Below are 18148 nucleotides of genomic sequence, written 5' to 3' on the forward strand. Positions count from 1 at the left end.
TTCGCAGCTCAAGCCTTCCACGGCTTGAACCACAGCCCCAATCCCACCAGTACCCCGGCGCCCGCCAAGGTACTTAAGCCCAGCTGCCAGCCATCGTTATGCAGCGGGTGCAGCACCAGCGCCGCCACACCCAGCAACACCACACTCAAGCCCCACTGCAACGGCCAGCCCAGTTGCCCGAGCAGGTGTTGGCGTTGCATCAGCAGCAGGTTGGTGACGATCACCCCACCCAGGGCCGCCAAGGCAATGCCTGGCAGGCCGAAGAAGTACGGCAGCAATACCAACAGGCCGGCGTTGACCAGGCTGCCCAGCAGTTCACATTTGAGTGGCAGGCGTGTGTCGCCGCTGGCGTAGGCATAGCGTGCGAGCATGGCGTTCCAGGCGCCGAACACCAGGGGTGTGGCGAACCAGGCGAGCAGGGCGGGCAGCGGGCCGTCGGCGCTTTGCGCGGGCATCAGCAGGTGAATCAGCACCGGGCTCGCGCCAATCAGGCCGAGGGCGGCGGGCAGGCTCAGCAGGGTGGCGGCGTCCAGGCCACGGCGTAGCAAGGCCAGGCGTTGTTGGCCTTGTTCACCGCTCATCATCCCCAGCAATACCTGGTTGAGGCTCATCAGCGCAATCAGCGGCAGGTTGATCAGCTTGCGCGCCAGGTTGACCCAGGTCACCGCACCTTCGCCCAGGTAGCTGGCGATCAGCCGTTCGAGCAAGGCCAGGCCCTGGCTGGCGAGATTGCTCGCCAACAGCGGGCCGATACGCCCCAGCAGTTCGCGGCCGGCCAGGGCATCACCCTTGACTTGCCAGGGGCGCCAGCCGAACGACCAGACCGGTGCCAGCAAGGGCAGGCACATCAACACACTGCCGGCAAAAAAACACATTGCCAGTTCCGCGCTGTCGCTGGCCGTGCCGCGGATAAACAGGTACAGCACCGGCGGCAGGTTGAACAGCAGCGAGCCCAGCCCCGGCAGCACAAAGCGCTGGCGCGCCTGCAACGGAATACTGAACAGGCCATGCATCACCAGCCCCGGCGCACAGGCGGCCAGCCAGCGCAGATTGGCGGCGGCCTGGTCGTGGGCGGCGGCGTCCAGCCCCGGGCCGATCAGGCGTACCCACAGCGGCGCGCCCAGGGCCAGCAGGGCGAACAGGCCCAGGCCGACGCCGAGCAGGCGCGGCGACAGGCTGGCCAACCAGGCTTGCTGGCGTTGCGCATCCCGTTGTTGATAGAGGGGCAGGGCCGCAGCGGCGAGCAAACCGGCGGCCAGGGTCATGCGCAGCGCCTCGGGTAAAAACACCGCCACCAGAAACCCGTCGCTACGGCTGCCCGCGCCCCAGGCTGCGACCAGCAGCCATTCCCGGGCAAAGCCGGCCACCAGCCCGGCGAGGGTCGCCAGGGTCAGCCACAGGGTGCTGCCAAACATCAGTGGAACAGGGTGAACAGGCCCTTGCCACCCACCTTGTAGTTGAGCCCCCGAACGCGTTCGCCCATGACTTTGGCACCGGTGCCGCCGACAATTTTGTACGGCGCGACGGTTTTCGCCACCACGGTATTGGCAGTCACCACCGAGCCTTCGCACAGGTGGGTGCCGAAACCGATCAGCGCACGGCTGCCGATCCACACATAGTCGTCGATATAAATCGCCCCGGAAATCGACCAGAACTCCGGCGCCTGCAAGTCATGGCTGCCGGCGATGATCAGCACATGGGAGGCAATCGCCACATGGTTGCCGATTACCAGCCCAGAGCGTGCATCCACCTGGCAATGCCAGCCGATCACCGTGTCGTCGCCGACCCTCAGGTTGTGGATGCCCAGCACCTCAGTGTTGCGCCACAGGCTCGACCCCTTGCCGATCTTCGCGCCGCCCAGGCGCAGCCAGCCGATGCGTATGTGGTGGCTGGGGATCTTGTTGATCAGGATGTTGTAGGCCATGTCCCAGGCACTGCGCCAGCGGTCCTTGAGGGTTGCCCAGTTCTTGCCATAAATCGGCAGGAACTGCGCCGGGACATCCTGTTTCATGCGATGGAACAGCCGACGTGCCACCGGATGCTCGATGGTCGGTTCCACATCGAAAGAGGTCATCCAGAAGCGCTTGTTCTCGCCTTCGCCCTCTTCAAAAACCACCTCGTTGGCCAGGCACCAGGCCAGGCCGTCCTGCAAGTCTTCCAGGCTTGCACCAAGTTCGCTGGCCAGGGCGGGCAGGCGGTCACGCAGGTCGGGGGAGTGAATAGTGCGATGTTTCATGGTCGGTCATCCTTTGGCACGGAAACAGGAGCAGTAATGGTCGGGCTCAGGCGCACCTGTTGCAGGCTGATGCCCATCAACAGCCAGAACAGCGCGATCAATACAAAGGTGAAGCTGAAGTAGTGGTCGAAAATCCCGGTCAGCAGCGCCGCCAGCACGCCGCACACGCAACCCAGCCACAGGGCGTTGTCGGCGGTGACCTTGCGTACCATCCCTAATGGCCGCACTTCTCGCCACCACAGCACGGTGACGGCGATGAACAGCAGCATCCCCGGAATACCAATCTTGTAGATGAAGTTCAGCCACAGGTTGGAAATCCCCAACAAGTTGCTGCCCGGCACCGGTGGGTCGATTTTGAAACCGATCCCCAACGGGTACTTGGCCATTACATCGGGGAACCCGGCGTACTCGTCGAAACGGATCTCGGTACTGGCGTTGGTGGTCGAGAACATCGTCATCAAACGGTCCTGCAGCGGCGGATAGAACAGCACCAGGGCGATCACAAAAGCCGCGCCGATACCGATGATCCGCCCGCTGTGAGGCACGCGCTTGTAGGTCAGCCAGATCAGGATCAGCGCCAGGGCCACAATCGCGCCCCGGGAGATACTCAGCAGCAGGCCGGCGCAACCCAGTACCGCCACCGCCAGGCCCAGGGCGCGGCGCCAGCCGCTGCGGGTCCAGCCGTAGAACAGCGCCAGCGGGATAAACAGCACCAGCACGCCACCGGTCAGGTTCGGGTGAACCCAGGGCGAGGCCATGCGTTTGTAGTTGGCTGAGAAGATGTCCTTCACCGCCTCCGGGTGGGCGTACTTGAGGTCGGTGAGAATGTCGATCATCGACATCGCGTTGCGCGTCTTGAGGAACATGAAAATCGACAGCAACAGCATCACCAGGTTGCCCAGCAGCAGGGCGACCACCACCTTGTCGCGGTCGGCATCGGTGCGCAGCAGCAACGGTACGATAAACAGCAGCGACAGGTTCATCAGCCAGCGCACCCAGTTCACCGGGCCGTTGCCCTCGGCGTGGATGATGATCATGCCCCAGATAAACGGGATGGTGCTGAACAGCATCAGCCACATCAACGCCCGTTCCGTGGGGCGCCAGACCATGAAACCACGGGTCTTGCCGATAAACGATTGCCAGAACACCCCGGCCCAGGTCAGGCCCAGCACCGCCTCGCTGATGGTGGTGCGGATCCCCAGTTGCAAGGTGGTGTAGGGAATGCTGGTGGCCAAGACGACAAAGATCAGCAAGCCCCACAGCGGTTTGCGGATCAGGGTCAGCGCCACGCCCAGGCCGACCACGATCATAAAGACCTTCATCGGCGGCAGTGCCAACAGCAGGCCGCCGAAGACCAGGCCCAGGAGCAGACTAACGAGTTTTCCTGGCAGCATTAGCGGTTCAATTCCTTGAGCAGTTTATCCAGGCGCAGGCGATAGGCCGGTTCGGCAAATTGCCGGGCCCATGTGCGTTGCAGTTCGGGGTCGACCGTGCCCCCCGGTGCAGCCAGTGACACCATCAACGTTTGCAGTTGACCGGCGTCGTCGGGGGCAAAACGCTGTGCGGTGGGCGGCGCCACTTCATCCAGGGCCGAGCCACGGGCAACCGCGACCGGCGTGCCGACACTCAGCGCTTCCACCACCGGCAAACCAAACCCCTCGGCATAGGACGGCTGCCACAGGTACGCGGCATGCCGGTACAGCGCCTGCAACTGGCCGTCGGACAAGCCACTGCGCCAATGCAGGCCGGGCAACTCGCCCAGGGACGCCGGCACATCGCTGGCGTGGCCGACCAGTACCAGGTCGGGCACGTTCGGGTCCTGGGCGCGGCTGGCCTGCCATTGCGCCAGGAAAAACGCCATGTTTTTGCGCGGCTCACGGGTACCCACCACCAGCCAGTAGCGCGGCGGAATGCCTTCGGGCAACGGCTCGGGGGCCTCGGTGAACTCCGGCACCAGGTTATTCAACACGCGGAACTTGGCCCGCGCCCAGGGAAACAGGCGCGCAGCCTCATCGCACGAGAACTGCGACGGGCACCACACCCGGTCGGCTTGCCACACCGACCAGGCAATCGACGCGCCGTCGATCAGGCGGTAGGCCAGGGCCTTGAGGCGGGAGCGATGGAAGTTGCGGTGGGTTAGTTGAAACAGATCATGCAGCACCAGCACATAGCGGGTGCCGGCGGGTTTGCGGCACAAGGGCAGGCCCATGTTGGCCGTGGCGATGTACAGGTCGATCTGCTGTTGGTGGATTTCCCGGGGCAGGAAGCCGCGCTCGAAGCGCCAGCGCACCTGAGGCCGTTGCAGGCCCTCCAGGGGGCTGGCCCAGGCCGGGCAAACCGCCGTGTCGCGCTGGGGATGATCAAGCGGCGCTTCGGTAAACAGCACCACTTCAGTGTTGTCCCGGGCGCGCAAGGCGTGTTCCAGGGCCAGCACCTGGCGGGCGATGCCCGACGAAGGCGCGACCGTGGCCGGGCGGTAATCCAGGGCTACGCGCATGCTTGAGGCTCCTGTTGGGTGGGCAAGGTGCGGTAGATCTGCTCCAGTTCATTACCGGCCACCGCCCAGTCGTGATGGTTGCGCGCATAGTCGCGCGCAGCCTGCGCCAGTTGCCGGGCCAGCGTCGGTTCGTCCAGCAGGCGCACAATCCCATCGGCCAGGGCCTCGGCGCTTTCGCCGGCCAGGTAATGCACCTGCGGCTCAACCGCCAGCCCGGACACACCCTGGGCGGTGCTCACCAGCGGCAGGCCGGCTGCCATTGCCTCCAGCACTTTGAGTTTGGAGCCGCCGCCATGGCGCAGCGCGGCGACAAACCCTGCACAGCGTCGCTGCAAAGCGGTGAGGTCGGGAACAAAACCCTGCCATTCAATACGATCGTCCGCCCAGCGCTCGCGCCAGTGTGCGGGCAAGCCGAAGCCGGCCACCGCCAGGCGGGCGTTGGGGCATTGCAACCAGACCCGCGGGAAGATGTCGTCGAGCAGCCACTGCACCGCGTCCAGGTTCGGCGCGTATTCGTAGTTGCCGACAAACAACAGGCGCTGGCTCTGCGGGGCGGCGCTGACGTCGCTGAAGGCCCGGCTGTCGACCCCATTGACCACCACGCTCACCGGGGTTGTGGTCAGTTGCCCGATAGCCTGGGCATCGGCCTGGGTCACGGCAACCACATGGCACGCCGCGTCAAACGCCTTGCGCTCCCACTGCTGGCAGCGCCACTGGTCGTAGCGCACGAACGGCGCGGCCCATTTTGGAAAGCGGTCATAGGTGGCGCCGCCCAAGCTCGATTCCAAGTTGTGCTCGGTGAGCACGAAATCCCGCGCTTGCTGCTGCAAGAGGGTGAAGTACGGTTGCAGGCTGTAGCTGTGCTCGACCTGGATCACATCCCAGGTTTCCTTCAACAGTTCGCTAAAGCGCGCCTGCAGCACCGGCGACAGGCCGTTGACCGTGGTCAGCAGCGGCCAGGGCGCAAACACCCCGGCGAGCAGGGTCATGGGGTGTTTCAGGGCCCGGCGCGGCACCACGATCAGGCGCTCGAGCAAGGGCTCCAGGGCCGCGTGCACGGCGGCATCGGCCGGCGTCTTCGATTGCACCAGCAAGGTGATGCGATGCCCGCGCTCACTCAAGGTACGCAGCAAATGGTACTGCCGGGTCTTGCCGCCGCTGGTCGTCGGCCACGGCAGATAGGGCACAATCCACAGGATTCTCACGTGCAGCTCTCCATGCCTGGGCGTGCTACCACACCAATATCTGCAACGACGGTTTCACCGCGGGGCGAATGCCGTTGTAATCGTTAAGGGTCTGCCTGGCGCCCGTCAGTGGGTCCAGCAGTTCGGCGTGCTGCACTTTGGGCAAGGTGATGCGGGTGCCTTCCGCGCTCCAGTACATCAACAGGTGTTTGCCGTCTTCGCGGGTCCAGGCCACGCTGTAAAAAGTCTTGGGTACGTCCTCGAGCACGGGGGTGACCCCCGGCTTGAGCGTTGGCCCGGTGATCTCCAGGAAGCGGGCGAGGGCGCTGTAGACCGGCTTCGGTTCACCGTTGAGGTCCAGCAGGCCATAGTGCTGGTCACGTACGGAGGCGCGTTCATCCAGGTCGGACAGGGCAAACAGGAAAATCTTCTGGTAATCCTGGGACGCCATCAGCGCCAGGCGGCGCAAGGTGAAATCGGCCTGGCCGTCGACGCCGATCAGGTCCTGCATCTCCTTGGGCCCGGCATAGCTGGACCAGCCCCACTCGGTGGCCCACACATCCTTGACTCCGGCACCGTGCAGCACGGCGTTGAGTTGGTCGCCGCGCAGCAGCACTTCATTCTTGCCCGGCTCGTCGGTTTCCGGGGTCATCGAGTACGGGTGATACGCCGCGACCATGCCCAGGGTTTGCACGCCCAGCGCGCCGAGGGCTTCGAACATCAGGGTTTTGCCGCGCGGGGGCATCTGGCTGTAGTAGGCCATGCCGCCCATCACCTGGATCTTGTCTGGTGCGGCGATATTCAGTGCCTGGTGACTGGCCAGCAGCAAGCGCGCGTATTCCTCGGCATTCACTTGCGGGCGCCAGTTGTTCGGCAGGTTCTGCTCGTTCCACACCTGCCAGGCGTTGATGTTCGGGTAGCGCTTGGCCAACAGGGCCAGACGCAGGGCATACACACTGGCGTCTCGCGGGCGGTACTGGTCCTGGAATTCTGCGCCTTTGGGGGCGGTGGTGATAAACGGCGCCGAACCCACCAGGTAGAACACCGAGCGGATTTTCTCGGCAGTCAGGGTGCGGTCCAATTCATCGAAGGTGCTCAGTTGATAATCTTCTTCCTTGGGCTCCAGGCGGTCCCAGTGCAGGTCGACGCGCACCCAGTCCAGCCCCAGTTTCTGGTATTGGCGGATCTGCTTCTGGTACTGCTCGGGCTTGAACCACAGAAAATGCGCGTTCACCCCGAGAAACTCGCGCCACTCCACAGTGCGCTGGGGCGCCAGGTTCACGGGCTCCGCGTCGACGTTTTCACTGAGCAGCAGTGCGCCGCCCACGGCCATTGCAATGACCAGTGGCAGGTAGCGCCACATCCGGCGAGTTGACGAAACATTCATCACAAAGGCTCCTTGACTGCGGCCTGGAACAACTCGGCAAAGCGTTGGGCGGTGCTGGCCCACTGGCGCTGCCGGCCGATGTCGGCGGCGTGGTCGGCCCATTGGCGGGCTTGTTGCGGGTCGAGGATCAGGCGGTTCAGGGCATCGCTCAACGAGGCGATATCCCCCTGTTGATAGGTGATGCCATTGCCACCGGCGACTTCTTCGGCGAAGGCGCGGGCATTGGAGGTAATCACTCCGCGCCCGCAGGCGTTGGCCCAGGACAGCGCGCCACTGGTGCCGCGCATCTGGCCGAGGAAACCGAGTTTTTTCGATTCACGGTACGGCAGCACCATCACATGGTGGGCCTGGATGGTATGGGGAATGTCGGCTGAGGGCAGGTCCAGTTGCCAGTCCACCACATCGCCCAGGTGCAGGGTGGTGATCAGTTGGCGCAGGCCCTCAAGGTAATTGCCGGCGGGGTCGAAGGTCATCTCCGGCGCGGTGCCACCGGCCAGGGTCAGGCGCACCTGGCCACGGCATTGCGGGTGGGCGCTCAGGGAGCGGGCCAGGGCCTGCAGCAGATCTTCGATGCCCTTGCCGCGGTAGATAAAGCCGAAATACAGCAGGCGCAACGGTTGCAACGGCGGCAAGGCCACAGGGGCGATGGGCAGGTTGCCGTGGGCAATCACCGCCACTTGCTCAGGTTTTAGCCCCATGCGCTGGCGCAAGCAATCGCCACCCAGGCGGGTGAGGGTGATCAGGCGGCGCATGCTTTTGGCCAGGCGTCGTTCTTCGAAAAGAGTCAATGGGTCGGCCAGCAGCGCCGCCGCCTGGGGCAGCGGGTGGGGCAGGCGTTCGAGCAGGGTCAGCGGGAAAAACAGCCTGGCCCGGCGCCAGATCAGGCGCTCCGGATCATGCACAGTGGCGGTCAGCGGCAATTGCGGCTGGGCCCGGCGCAAGTAGTCCAGGGCCTGGAACTCGGCAAAGCGTCCGCCGCCCAGCTCGGCATGCACCAGGTCCACACCGCGCCAGTCAAAGGCCTGCAGGCGCCGCAATTGTTCAGCCAGGTCCAGGCAACCTTCCAGAGGCGTCAGCACCTCCAGGCCCCGTTCGCGCAACGCGCTGCGCAAGTGCGCAGCGTAGTCGGCGATCCCGGTCTGCTCCGGTGGCAGTGGCGCCAGCAACGCAATGCGCATCAGGCCGCACCGCGCCAGCTGTTGAGTCGTGCCAGGACATTGGCCGGTACTTCAAAACGGCGGCGGTTGAGGATCATCCCATCCACTTTGCCGAACGCAGTGGTCAGCAGCGACAGGGCGTTCTCGATGGTCGGCACGGTGCTGGTGCGGGCTTCGATCACCAGCACAATCTGCTCGGCGCGGCGCAGGGTGAGGAACGCCTGCGGGTTGGATGACAGGGCCGAGGCGTCCAGCAGCAACACTTCACCCGGCTTTGCCGCTTCAGTGCCGTTGACCGAGACCCGGTGGCCACGCTCTTCGAGCAGGCGCTTGAGTTGCTCGATGATAAAGCTCACGCCTTCGCCGTGCCGTGCCGAGGTCAGGCCCAGGGCAAAGCCCTCGCTGGCGATGCGCTCGGCGGGTAGCAGGCTGTACAAGCGATAGATGCTGGCGGTGAGGGCGGCCGGTGTCGCGTGCTGCACATCGGGGATGCTGCTCCACAGCGGTACACCGAACACTTCCTGCAAGCGCGCGCCGTCGTGGATGCGCTGGTCCAGCAGGTACAGCACGTAGATGGTCAGCAAACCGACGGCCAGGCCGGCAGGAATGGTGAACAGCAGAATCAGCAGGCTCTTGGGAAACACGCGCGCCGGGTTGAGGGTGGCGTGTTCGATCAGGGCGATGTTGCTGATCTGGCTGCTGTCCAGTGCGTGGTCGATGCGCGCCTGTTCGAGGTTTTCCGAGTACAACGCGTAGCTTTTCTCGGCGGTGCGCAGTTGCTGGGTCAGCTTGTTCAGCTCAGGTTCATCGGTCATCGCCTGGTCACGCTGGGCGCGCAGTTCGGCGAGGGTCTTGTCGTAGTTCTCGATTTCCCCGGCCAGTTTGCGCTCCTGCAACTGGGCGTCGATGATCTGCTGCTTGACGTTGATCACCAGGCTGTTGGGCGCGGTGTTTTGCGAGCGTTCCAGGCGTGTCGCTTCCTGGGCGCTGAGGGCTTCCATGTCGCGGATGTTCTGCTCGATCTGATTGACCTGCGGTGTGTTCGGCAGATAGGTGCGCAGCAGGCGCGCCCGTTCTACTTGCAGGGCATTGAGCTGGCGCTTGAGGTCCAACTGGGTCGGGTTGAGGCTGGTTTCCCGGCCAGTGACCACTTCGGCCGGCTGGTTCTTGATCTGCTGGCTGGCGTTGGCCAGGAAGCTGCGGATCCCCGCGATCTGGTTTTGCGCGGTGACTTTGGCGTCGGTGACACGGTCGATCTGGTTGGTCAGGTTTTTCAGGCGCGCGTCCACGCTGATCGAGTCGATCTGCTTCAAGCGGCCCTGCAGTTCATCCTTGAGCCCCTGGATGTTGGTCGCGACCTTGCTGCGTTCGGTTTCATAGAAGGTATGCAGGCTCTTGCGCCCGAGAATCCGCGCGCGTTCTTCCAGGTAGGCATCGACCCAGGTCTCGACGACTTTCTGCGCGATGGCCGGATCGTCCCAGGTGAAGGAAATTTCGATCACCGAGGAGCCCGGTTCGTGGCCGGCTTCGAAGTTCTTCTCCAGCTTGGTCGCCAGGCGCTCCAGCGGGCTTTGCTTCTCGGCCAGGCCGACGAATTGCAGGACGCTGCGCACCGCATCCAGTACTTCACCGGCGGCTTTCTTGACGTAGAACTTGGTGACTTTCCAGAAGCCCTGTGGCGGCTCGGACGTCATTGCCAGGTAGCGCTCGGCAACGATGTGCACGATGGGCCGGCCGGTGAGCATCTTCTCCTCATCGACGATCGGGTCGTGCTGGGTGCTGGGCGCAATCAGCGTCTGGCGGTTGGCGGCTTCGATCGGCAACGTGGTGTTGTCCCGTCCTGGCTTGACCAGCAAGCGCGCGTCGGACTCGTAGCGAGCCGGCAACAGGAAGGCACCCAACACGGCCACCACAATCGTGGTGATCACGGCCAGTTTGAACTCGCGGCGGAAGATGAAAAACAACCGCAAGAGGTCGCGTAGAGAGCGGATTTCGATCACAGGATCACTCCATTGAATATGTGGTGTACGCCAGACGGGAACAGTCGGTTCGAGTGATACGAAGCCTGGTCCATAATCATTGGCCTGCGTTGATGACTGGGTTGTTGTAGATGGTGTTGCCGCTGTTCTTCACGCCACTGTCGTTGAGGTCGTAGTTCAGGCCCACACCAATGCCCTTGTTGATCGGGAACAGGCGGGTGAAGTACATATCCACGGCTTCCACAGTGGCGCCGATGCCCGACTGCGGCACATAGATCAGGTCGCCACGCTGCAGGGCCACCCGTGGGTGATTGGGATCGGTCAGCATGTTGTTCAAGCTGATGAAGTAGGTCTTGTACTTGCCATCCGGACCCGTACGCATCAGGGCCACGTTGGAGGCATCCGCCGAGGACAACACCCCCCCGGAACTAAGCAACGCCTGCTCCACACTGACATTCCCCGCCAGGTCGAAAAACGCCGGGTTCGGCACCGCACCACCGATAAACACCTTGTTGCTCGGGGCGCTGGCGATGTTCACCGTCACTGCCGGCTCGCGGTAGATGCGCTTGTACTTGTCGGTGATTTCCTTGCCCAGGTCTTCCGGCGTGCGCAATGCCGCCTTGACGCGACCGATGTTGGGGATGGAGATCACGCCGTCGGGGCGTACGACGAACACTGTCATGTCGTCGGCCGCCGCCGGCTCCTGGGCATCGCGCACGATGCGCAACAGGTCGCCACTCTGGATCAGCACCTGCGGGGGCGGCAGGTCGGCCAAGGTCAGCGCCGCCTGGTGGCCGGCCTTGAGCGTGTTGTTGTCAGGAAGCGGCACCCGCGCAGGGGTCGAACAACCAGCCAGCCAGATCGAGGCACTCAACAGGCTGAACAGGGTAAGACGGGAACGTCGGTTGGTAGTCTTCATGACGGCTCAAGTCCAGTAGGTGGAAAACATGCCCAGGCGCTGCTTGAGCGATTTGGGCAGGTAGCGTTCAAGGTGGCCGAGGCGATAGCCCAGCAATTTAAAGGCACTGCGCACCACCACTTCGGGGGCGCGGTGCAAGGCGTTGGCCTCGCGCAAGGCACGTAATTCGGCCAGTACATAGCGTTTACCTTCACCGCCGGCGTCGCCAAACGCCTGGCGGATCCACGGCTCGCGGCCGTAGAACACCCCAATGTCGAAGTAGCGGTGAAACTCATCCATGAGTCGGTAATCGTGGGAGTGATAGACCTGGGCGCTGGCGGCGTACTGCACCTTCCAGCCCGCCAGTAGCATGCGTGCGGCGACGTAGGCGTCCTCGCTGCCGATCACATCGGCGGGGAAGCCGCCCACGGCCTCCAGGGCGCTGCGCCGGTACACGGAAAACGAGTCAGAGCTGAAGCAGGTCTTGATCCCCAGCTGCGGCGCATCGGCCAGGCTTTTGCTGCGGCTGTGGGCCGGGTAATTGAAGTGGCGCGACTGCGCACCCAACACCCCCGCACCGGGATGCGGCAGTTGGCGGCCATAGGCGACACCGTTGAGTGGGTCCTGTTGCAGCTCGGCGAGCAGCTTGGCAAAGGTCTCGGGCTCGGCCGGGATCGCGTCCTGGGTCATCACGATCAGGGCGTCGCCGCCCACGTGCTCGCTGGCCCAGCGACGGGTGCCGCCGTGGTTGAAGTCGCGGGCGGCGATCACTTCGACACGCGCACCGAACTCGCGAAAGCGCGCCACCGTGGCATCGCTCGACGCGCTGTCCACGACCAGCATCTCGTCGGGTTGCAGGGTCTGCATGCGCAGCGCCGGCAGCAGCCGGTCGAGGTGGCTGGCGGCGTTGCGGGTCGGGATGATCAGGGAAGTCCGCATCAGGGCTTGGGCTCGCTGGCGGGCGTGCGGCCGTAGATATCGTCGAAGCGCACGATGTCGTCTTCACCCAGGTATTCGCCGCTCTGCACCTCGATCATCACCAGGTCGATGATGCCGGGGTTGGTCAGGCGGTGTTTGTGCCCGGCGGGAATATAGGTGGACTCGTTCATGTTGAGCAGGATCTCGCGCTCGCCATTGGTGATCATTGCCGCGCCGCTGACCACCACCCAGTGTTCGCTGCGGTGGTGGTGCATTTGCAAAGACAACGACCCCTTGGGCTTGACCACGATGCGCTTGATCTTGAAGCGGGTGCTTTCCTCCAACACCGTGTAGGTGCCCCAGGGCCGGGTGACGGTGCGGTGCAGGCTGAACGCGGGATGGTTCTGGTGCTTGAGCTCGGCGACGATATGGCGCACATCCTGGCTGCGGTTGGCGTCGGCGATCAGGATCGCGTCGGGGGTGTCGACGATGATCAGGTCACGCACCCCGACCGCACCGAGTACGCGCTTGGGCGAGTCGATATAGCAGTTGTGCACGTCGTGCAGGATCGCTTCGCCATTGATCTGGTTGCCGTTGTTGTCACTGGGGGTCAGCTGGCGCAGGGCTTCCCAGGAGCCGATATCGCTCCAGCCGATATCACAGGGCACCACGGCGACCTGGGCGGATTTCTCCATCAGGGCCACGTCGATGGAGATGTCCGGCGCGGTACCAAAGCCTTGCGGGTTCAGTTCGCGCTGGCGGCTGCTGCTGTTCTGCAGGCTGGTGCTGTGCTCCAGCGCCGCCTTGGCCGCGTCCAGTACGGCCGGGGCGTGGTTCGCCAACTCGTCGAGCACGGTGGCGGCCTTGAAGCAGAACATTCCGGCATTCCACAGGTGCTTGCCGCCGTCCAGGTAGCCTTGGGCGGTGGCCAGGTCGGGTTTTTCGACGAAACGCTGGACACGGAAGCCTTGGGCCAGGGCTGTGCCTTGTTCGATATAGCCAAAGCCGGTCTCGGGGCGATCGGGCTGGATGCCGAAGGTCACCAGATAGCCGGCGTCGGCCAATTCGCGGGCCTGGGCCACGGCCTGGGCGAAGGCGCTTTCATCGAGGATCAGGTGGTCGGCCGGCATCACCAGCAACTGCGCATCGCCGCCGAAAAACTCCTGCACATGCAGCGCGGCGACCGCGATGGCCGCTGCGGTGTTGCGGCCAAACGGTTCGAGCAGCAAGTCCAGGCCCAGTTGGCCGGTGTTGACCGCGCGGTAATCGTCGAGGGTGCGAAACAGCAGGTCGCGGTTGGTCACCGTCAGCACGCTGTCGACCCCCGGCAGGTGGCTGGCGCGCAGGAAAGTTTTCTGCAACAGGCTCTGGTCGTCGCGCATGCGCATGAACGGCTTGGGCATGTTCTGCCGCGAAACCGGCCACAGCCGCGTGCCCGAGCCACCGGAAATGATGCAGGGAATCAATCCGTTGAGAGGGTTCATCAATAGACTTCCTTGGTGGAAAGGACGGCCGGGACCGTCATGAAAACGATGTACAGGTCAAACCACACCGACCATTTGGCGATGTATTCCAGGTCGTATTCGACCCGTTTCTGAATCTTGAACAGGGTGTCGGTTTCACCACGGTAGCCATTGATCTGCGCCCACCCGGTGATGCCCGGCTTGACCCGGTGCCGCGAGCTGTACTCGCTGACCGCTTCCTCGAACGGAATCCCGGCGGCCTTGGTGGCGGTGGCATGGGGGCGCGGGCCGACCATCGACATGTTGCCCAGCAGCACATTGAACAGTTGCGGCAGCTCGTCGATGCTGGTCTTGCGGATAATCCGCCCGACGCGGGTGATGCGCGGGTCGCTGCGGGTGGTCTGGCACTCGGCGTTGAAGTCGGTCTGGTCGACGTACATCGAGCGGAACTTGAACACCCGGATCAGGTTGTCGTTGTAGCCGTAGCGCTTCTGGCGAAACAGCACCGGGCCTTTGGAGTCGAGCTTGATGGCAATGGCGGTCACCAACATGATCGGTGACAACAGCAGCAGGCCGGCACCGGCCAGCAGCAGGTCTTCACAGCGCTTGATAAACGGTGACCAACCGCGCAGCGGCAGTTGCGAGGTATTGAACATCAAGATGCCGCCGACATCGGTAATGCGGTTGTGGCCATACCGCAGGGCGGCCATGTCCGGTACCAGCATGACGTTGACCGACATCTGCCGCAGGCGCTTGACCAGCCCGTTGATACGCTGCTCGGCGGCCCAGGGCAGGGTGATCATCACTTGGTTGACCTGTTCGGACCTGATCAGCTTTTCCAGGTCGCGGGTGTTGCCCAGCAACGGCAGGCTGCTCAGTTCCTTGGGAATGCGTTCGGTGCGGTCGTCGATAAAACCGATCAGGCCGGAGCGGATATCACTGTTGCGCGACAGGTGTTCGGCCACATGGATGGCGGTGTCGGTAAAGCCGAGGATCACCGTGCGCTGCAGGAACTTGCCGTTCTTCATCAGGTTGCGGTACAGGCGCAGCATCAGGATGCGCTCCACACCAAACAGCACCAGGCTCAGGCTGAACCAGAACATCAGGTTGCGCGGGCTCAACTGCGGGAACAGGAGCAGGATCTGGTACATGAACAGCAGGATGCAAAACGCCGAGATCCACGCGACCAGCATCACGCGAAAACGCAGGCGGTTGCTGAACAGGTCCTCGGAGTACACCCCCAGGGCCTGGAACAGAATAATGGTCAGGATCGCAAAAAACAGCAGCAGCCCCAGGTAGTGGCCACGCATTTGCGGGTCGACTGGATCCGGGTAGAACAACAGGATCATCGCCGGCAGGACCGCCGTCAGGCCGTGGATTAACTTGACGAAAACCACAAAGAATTCAACAAAACCGGTACGAGTCAGAAACAGGCTATCGACTGACGACTTCTCACGCATAAAACATCCCTCAATGCACCACCAGGACTTCCCTGTTCGTTTGCTCATCCATAAGGCAGTTGCTTATAAGTGGCGCAATGCGAACGACTGCTTTCGCTGGGTAACGCGCAATGACCTGTCTAGGTGCAGGTGCTTTGCTAAATAGTGGCTAAATGATGGCTCCTTATGGGTGCGATGTCAAGGTTTTGACATTTTGCAAGGGCTTTGCCGTCGAGTGTCATAAGATACTCTTGTCGTGACGGTTTGTTGACATTTGTTGTTGGTTTTTCAGATTTATTGAGAATGAGTGATGGCTTTTTGCAGTGTAGGAACAAAAACGCCAATTATCCTGCCGGGCGGGCAAAGCTTTTTTGACGGGGATAGGAGCCGGCTGGCCGGCCCCTACAGGGGGATGGGGATCAGAAGTCGCCTTTGAGGCTCACGGTGACGTTACGCGGCTCGCCGTAGAAGTTACCCCAGGACGCGGTCCCCACGGTCTGGTAGTAGTTTTTGTCGAACAGGTTGTTGCCGTTCAACGCCACGGTCCAGGTGTTATCGACCCGATACGCCAGGCGCGCGCTCCACAAGGCGTAGCCGGGTTGTTCCAGCTTGATGGTCTGGACCCGATAGTTGCTGCTTTGGGCGCTGACGCCGCTGCCCACTGTCCATTTCGACAGGGCACCATCCAATTGGTAATCGCCCCACAGCCGGAACATATGGCGTGGCACGTAGCTGGTGGAGGCCCGGCCCTCGGCCTGGCTGTCGATATTGTTCAGGGTCTTGGTCTGGGTGTAGGTATAGCCGCCGAAGACTTGCAAGCGTTCAAGCAGTTCGCCGCTGATCTCGGCCTCGACGCCCTGGGCGCGGACCTTGCCGGTGTCGCTGTAGCAGAAGCCGTCGGCCGAGGTGCCGCAGTGGGCGATGTAGTCGGTCTCGGCAGCGTTTTTCTCGATCGCGCGGAACAGTGCCAGGGAGCTGTTGAGGCGCCCGTCGAACCATTCGCCCTTGATCCCCAGCTCGTAGTTCTCACCGATCTTCGGCTTCAGGGCCGCGCCGCTGACGGTGGCGTAGGAGCTTTGTGGCTGGAAGATATCGGCGTAGCTGGTATAGATCGAGAGGTTGTCGTTGAGGTCATAGATCAGCGCGGCAAAGGGCGTGACTTCACCGGTTTCCTTGGTGCGCGCATCCTGCACGCTCCACTCGCCCCAGGCCAGGTTGTTGGACTGGCGGCGGTTTTCAAACCAACTGACGCGGCTGCCGACCACCAGCAGCAACGGCTCGGCCAGCCGCAGGCGCAGGGTGGCGTAGGTGCCGTACTGGGTGGCGGTCTCCTTGACCGTGCCGCCGCGGTACATGTTCGGCCAGAACGTGTCGTCGGCCGGCTCCGGGAAGTGATGGTTGGGCTGGTAGATGGTCTGGCGCTGGGGCAGGTTGCGGATCGCGTACACATCGTCCTGGCTGCCACGGCTGCCGTTGGCGCCGAGGATCAGCTCATGCTCCAGGCCAAAGGCTTCGAACTTGCCGTCGATGTAGGCGTCCAGGCCATAGTCCTTGTGATCGTAGTCAAACAGGGCGGCGTAGCTGTTGGCCGTGGGGGCCGGATCGCCATAGGCCACGGTGCCTTCGCTGGCGGCGTATTTGATGTCTTGCAGGTTGCGGCTGTGAACGGCGCTGACCTTGAGTTTCCAGTCGTCATTGAAGTGGTGGGTCAGGTCGGCGAATAGCGTGGTGCGCCGGCTTTGCCAGTCGTTCCAGGACTGGCCCAGGCAGGTGGAGCGGCTCAGGCCGATGCTCTTGCCGTCGCTGTAGCGCGGGATGCCGCCCCAGCACGGCGTAGAGTCGACGTCTTCGTAGCTGGCGCCGAAACCGAGGGTGGTGTCGGGGCTGATATCCATGTCCAGGGCGGTGTAGATGGCCTGGTCCTGGCGCTTGGCAATATCCATGTAGGAACCGCGATTCTGCTGGCTGACCACTGCCCGGCCGCGCACGGTGCCGCTGTCGTTCAGCGGGCCGCCGGTATCCACTTCGGCGCGGTAGTTGTCCCAGGTGCCGGCCGACAGCGTGAGGCTGGTGGTGGGCTTGTCCTGGGGCCGCTTGCGCACGAAATTCACCGCGCCACTGGCGGTGCCGGCACCCTTGAGCATGCCGGCGGCGCCCTTGAGCACTTCCACCCGGTCATACAGCGCCATGTTTGCGGTGAAGCTGTCGGCCTGGACATAGTCCTTGCCCATATCCAGCGGCACGCCGTCGTACTGGTACTGCCCGAGCATCTTGAAGCCGCGGGAATAGAAATACTTGCCGCCCATGGGCGATTCGTAGGTGGTGATCCCCGGCGTGCGCTCCAGCAATTGGTCGATGGTGTGGATGTTCTGGTCATCCATCAACTTGCGGGTCATCACACTCACCGATTGCGGGGTTTCCCGCAGGCTGTGCTGGCCCTTGCCGATGGTCACCGCGCCGGTGGTGTAGGAACCGCTGCCTTCGGTGGTGGCCCCCAGGCGTTCGCCGGTGACGGTGGTGGCGCCAAGGTTCAGCGCGCCGGATTCACCCACCGACGGGAGCAGCAACCAGCTGTTATCGCTTTGGCGCTGGGCTTGCAGGCCTTGGTCCTGGAGCAGTTGGCCGAGGGCCTGCTCGCTGTCGAGTGCGCCGTTGAGGCCCGCGCTGTGCTTGCCGGCCACGCTGTTGGCGTCAAAAGACAGGCTGATGCCGGCCTGACGGGCGAATTGATCCAGGGCGCTGGACAGTGGGCCAGGGGCAATGTTCCAGGCGCGGGTCTGGCTGTCGCGCGCCGGCTCCTGGGCCAGGGCGCCGCCGGGCAGGGCACTTGCCAGGCAGGCACCCAGCAGGGCGGCATTGACGGCTTGGCGCAGGGGGGATTTTTTTGAGGGGAACGCTTGCATGACCGCGGGTTGCTCCTGAAGGAAGTGGACAGAACGGGCCTGTTGATCGGCCTTTCCTTACAGGTCGAACGGCAATGAGAATTCACC

At 63.3% G+C, this 18148-nt stretch carries 13 protein-coding genes; all 13 read right to left on the minus strand.

What is annotated here, in order from left to right:
- Positions 1 to 8 precede the first annotated feature (8 nt).
- The 13 genes from HU773_RS10735 to HU773_RS10795 all read right to left on the minus strand — a co-directional run bounded on the left by HU773_RS10735 (position 9) and on the right by HU773_RS10795 (position 18061).
- A complete protein-coding gene (locus tag HU773_RS10735) occupies positions 9 to 1415 on the minus strand; it encodes a lipid II flippase MurJ (protein ID WP_115127903.1) in 1407 nt (468 codons plus the stop codon).
- Complete coding sequence (locus HU773_RS10740) at positions 1415 to 2236, minus strand: acyltransferase (RefSeq protein ID WP_057959055.1); 822 nt, start codon at positions 2234 to 2236, stop codon at positions 1415 to 1417. The genes HU773_RS10735 and HU773_RS10740 overlap by 1 nt, the downstream gene beginning before the upstream one ends.
- Positions 2233 to 3630, minus strand: a complete 1398-nt coding sequence (locus HU773_RS10745) for an O-antigen ligase family protein (RefSeq protein ID WP_186626308.1) — start codon at positions 3628 to 3630, stop codon at positions 2233 to 2235. The genes HU773_RS10740 and HU773_RS10745 overlap by 4 nt, the downstream gene beginning before the upstream one ends.
- Entirely contained in the window at positions 3630 to 4733 is a 1104-nt protein-coding gene (locus HU773_RS10750) for a glycosyltransferase family 4 protein (protein ID WP_057959057.1), read from the minus strand. Before HU773_RS10750 ends, HU773_RS10745 begins: the two co-directional genes overlap by 1 nt.
- Complete coding sequence (locus HU773_RS10755) at positions 4724 to 5938, minus strand: glycosyltransferase family 4 protein (RefSeq protein ID WP_186626309.1); 1215 nt, start codon at positions 5936 to 5938, stop codon at positions 4724 to 4726. Before HU773_RS10755 ends, HU773_RS10750 begins: the two co-directional genes overlap by 10 nt.
- Before the next feature lie 25 nt (positions 5939 to 5963).
- Positions 5964 to 7304, minus strand: a complete 1341-nt coding sequence (locus tag HU773_RS10760) for a glycoside hydrolase 5 family protein (protein WP_170045261.1) — start codon at positions 7302 to 7304, stop codon at positions 5964 to 5966.
- The gene (locus HU773_RS10765) at positions 7304 to 8482 is read right to left on the minus strand and encodes a glycosyltransferase (protein WP_169990421.1); all 1179 of its coding nucleotides are present in this window, start codon (positions 8480 to 8482) and stop codon (positions 7304 to 7306) included. The genes HU773_RS10760 and HU773_RS10765 overlap by 1 nt, the downstream gene beginning before the upstream one ends.
- Positions 8482 to 10461, minus strand: coding sequence for a GumC family protein (locus tag HU773_RS10770; RefSeq protein WP_057439115.1), 1980 nt, complete (start codon positions 10459 to 10461; stop codon positions 8482 to 8484). The genes HU773_RS10765 and HU773_RS10770 overlap by 1 nt, the downstream gene beginning before the upstream one ends.
- 76 nt (positions 10462 to 10537) lie before the next feature.
- Positions 10538 to 11359, minus strand: coding sequence for a polysaccharide biosynthesis/export family protein (locus HU773_RS10775; protein WP_057439114.1), 822 nt, complete (start codon positions 11357 to 11359; stop codon positions 10538 to 10540).
- Between the two features lie 6 nt (positions 11360 to 11365).
- On the minus strand, positions 11366 to 12277 hold the full coding sequence (locus HU773_RS10780) for a glycosyltransferase family 2 protein (protein ID WP_057439113.1): 912 nt from the start codon (positions 12275 to 12277) through the stop codon (positions 11366 to 11368).
- Entirely contained in the window at positions 12277 to 13740 is a 1464-nt protein-coding gene (locus HU773_RS10785; protein ID WP_057959060.1) for a mannose-1-phosphate guanylyltransferase/mannose-6-phosphate isomerase, read from the minus strand. The genes HU773_RS10780 and HU773_RS10785 overlap by 1 nt, the downstream gene beginning before the upstream one ends.
- Positions 13740 to 15179 carry an undecaprenyl-phosphate glucose phosphotransferase gene (locus tag HU773_RS10790; RefSeq protein WP_057439111.1) on the minus strand — a complete coding sequence of 480 codons (1440 nt, stop codon included), beginning with the start codon at positions 15177 to 15179 and terminating at the stop codon, positions 13740 to 13742. Before HU773_RS10790 ends, HU773_RS10785 begins: the two co-directional genes overlap by 1 nt.
- 398 nt (positions 15180 to 15577) lie before the next feature.
- Complete coding sequence (locus HU773_RS10795) at positions 15578 to 18061, minus strand: TonB-dependent siderophore receptor (protein WP_186626310.1); 2484 nt, start codon at positions 18059 to 18061, stop codon at positions 15578 to 15580.
- Between the last annotated feature and the right edge of the window lie 87 nt (positions 18062 to 18148).

Origin of the sequence: Pseudomonas shahriarae, from assembly GCF_014268455.2 — a bacterium.
GTDB classification, from domain to species: domain Bacteria; phylum Pseudomonadota; class Gammaproteobacteria; order Pseudomonadales; family Pseudomonadaceae; genus Aquipseudomonas; species Aquipseudomonas shahriarae.